This is a genomic window from Sphingomonas sanguinis NBRC 13937, assembly GCF_001591005.1.
In the GTDB taxonomy this organism is placed as follows: Bacteria; Pseudomonadota; Alphaproteobacteria; order Sphingomonadales; family Sphingomonadaceae; genus Sphingomonas; species Sphingomonas sanguinis.
Genome location: NZ_BCTY01000101.1, coordinates 1 through 2,431 on the forward strand (window position 1 = coordinate 1; position 2,431 = coordinate 2,431).

The following is a 2,431-nucleotide window of genomic DNA, read 5'->3' on the forward strand; positions in this document are numbered from 1 at the left end:
GCGCGCCAGTAGCGGATGGTGATAAGCGTCGCGAGCGCCAGCCACCACAGGCCGAAACCCCAAAGGCAGAGCCCGGCGACAACGCCGATCCCCTGCGCGACGGTGCCGACGCCGGCTAGCCCGTGCGCGGTGAGGATCGCCGGCGCATCCGCGCCGAGCACCAGCATGCCCAGAGCACCCGTGCCGATCGGCCCCAGCGCCAGCCAGGAAGATGCCGCCATGCTTTCATGCGGCAACTTGTGGAGTGCCATGCGCAGGATGAGGATGGCGAGGATGCCAAACGCGACCGGCACCGAATAGGCCCACAGCACATAGGAGGTCGCGAGCGTCACTATCTGCGCGTGGGGATCGGTTAGATGCGGCGCGAGCAGCCCGCCGCTGGCGCCCGCCACTTCGGCAGCGACGACCGGCAGCAGCCATACGGCGGTCATGCCGTCCAGGCTGTGCTCGTGGCGGGTAAACATCAGGTAGGGGATCAGCACGCCGCAGGCGAGCGACATGGCGACGTCGATCCACCACAGGATATGCGCGACCGGCACGATGCCATTTCCGAACCGCGCGATGCCGAAGGCGAGACAGCCGTTGATGATCGTCGCCAGCCCCATCGGAATGGTCCCGATGAACATCGACACGGTGTTGTGCCCGAAGATGCGCCGCGCCTCGTGCCCGAACATCACCCAGCGCGCGCCATAGAGGCCGGCGAACAGCGCGAAGAGCGCGATATTGAAGAACCACAACACCTCGCCGACAGGTTTAAGCGAAGGCCCGATGCCGGGCACCTGCGGCAGCGCGAGGGCAAGGATGCCCGTGCCCATCGTCGCGGCGAACCAGTTGGGCGTGAACTGGCGGATCATCTCGCGGGGGTGATCGAGCCGGCTGAGCGGCTTGAGGCCGCTGAGAACGGAGTGCGTGTCGGCAGTCATGCGACCTGCTCCTTGATGAGATCCGTCAGCGCGTCGGCCGCGCGGGTGCGATAGCGTTCCTTGTGGCGCAGCGCGTGAAAGGCGCGGTCGGGCAGCCCGAGCGGCAGCTCGACGAGATCGCCAGCCTTGAGCGCGCGCGCGACGACCAATCGCGACAAGACGGCAACGCCGGCACCGGCCTCAACGGCGGTGCGCACCGCCTCGTTGGACGGCAGCGTCATCGCTATCGTCAGCTGGGCCGGATCAAACCCGCGCGTTCGCAGCACGTCCTCGAAAGTCGAGCGCGTACCCGATCCCTGCTCACGGACGATCCAGCGTGTAGTGCGCAGCCAGGCCTCGTCGATGCGTTCGGCTTCCTCGCGGCCGACCAGCACCATTGGGTCATGCCCGACATTCCAGTGGGCAAGCGCCGGTTCGTCCACCTCGCCCTCGACAAAGCCGAGTTCCGCCGCGCCGCTCAACACCTGCGCTGCCGCGCCTTCGGTGTTGTCGATCGCCAGCTCGACCGCGATCTGTGGGTGGCGTTCGTGGAAGGCGGCGAGCTTTGCCGGCAACCAATAGCTCGCGATCGTCTGGCTGGCGACGATCCGCAACGAACCACGCGCGAGCCCGGCATAGTCCGCGAGCATCGTCTCGGCATGCGCTGCCCGCCCCAGCACCGCGCGCGCTTCCTCCAGAAAGCCGCGGCCTGCCTCGGTAAGCTGGATGCCACGCCCGACGCGGTGGAACAGCGGAACGCCGTAGCGCGCTTCGAGGGCCGCAACCGCCCCGGAGGCAGCAGACTGCGTGACGTTCAGCGCCTCCGCTGCCTTGGTGACGTGTTCGCGCTCCGCGACACCGACGAATATTCTGAGCTGCTCCAAAGTCATGCAGCATATATCGCGTACTTAGATCGATACGACCAACCGTTTGATATGGTCATTCCAATCTGGATATCGGAATGGTCGGCAGCCTTTCGTCTGCGATGGTCTCGAAGACTTGAAGCGTTACGCGTGCCCGCGACGTTTGATCGTCCATGACCGATATGATCGAGCGCAGTTCTGATCCCTACAATGCCGAGCCGACGCCCGGTGCGTTGATCGAGCGGTTTCTGACGCCGCAGGCGCTGTTCTACGTGCGCAGCCACGGGCCGGTGCCGGATCTGCCCGCCAATCATCGGATCGAGGTGAGCGGGAGGGGCATGGCGAGCCGCTTCTTCTCGGTGCAGGAACTGAAGAGCACGTTTGCCACGCGCACGGTAACGGCGGTTCTCCAGTGCGCCGGCAACCGGCGTACCGATCTCCAGCAGGTCGCCAACACCTCCGGCGATCCGTGGGACGTAGGCGCGATCGGCAATGCGGAGTGGACCGGCGTACGCTTGGCCGATGTGCTCGATGCGGTCGGCGCGCCGGATGCGTCCGAGCTGTTCGTGGCGTTCACCGGCGCGGACGAGGTGGACGTGGAGGGTGAAGAAGCCTTGTTCGGGGTATCGATCGCCATGAGCAAGGCGCGGGAGCCCGACGTACTCC

At 66.1% G+C, this 2,431-nt stretch carries 3 protein-coding genes; 1 reads left to right on the forward strand and 2 read right to left on the reverse strand.

Annotated elements, in window-relative coordinates; all coding sequences use genetic code 11:
- Positions 1-923: TDT family transporter (locus SSA01S_RS18700; RefSeq protein ID WP_061781600.1), on the reverse strand; the 923-nt coding region annotated here is incomplete at its 3' end.
- Positions 920-1,792 (reverse strand): LysR family transcriptional regulator, encoded by an 873-nt coding sequence (locus tag SSA01S_RS18705; RefSeq protein ID WP_007406272.1) that lies wholly within the window; start codon positions 1,790-1,792, stop codon positions 920-922. The genes SSA01S_RS18705 and SSA01S_RS18700, both read right to left, overlap by 4 nt.
- A gap of 146 nt (positions 1,793-1,938) precedes the next feature.
- Between SSA01S_RS18705 and SSA01S_RS18710 the strand changes: the two genes are divergently transcribed.
- A partial coding sequence (locus SSA01S_RS18710; RefSeq protein ID WP_156477969.1) for a molybdopterin-dependent oxidoreductase occupies positions 1,939-2,431 on the forward strand: 493 nt, incomplete at its 3' end.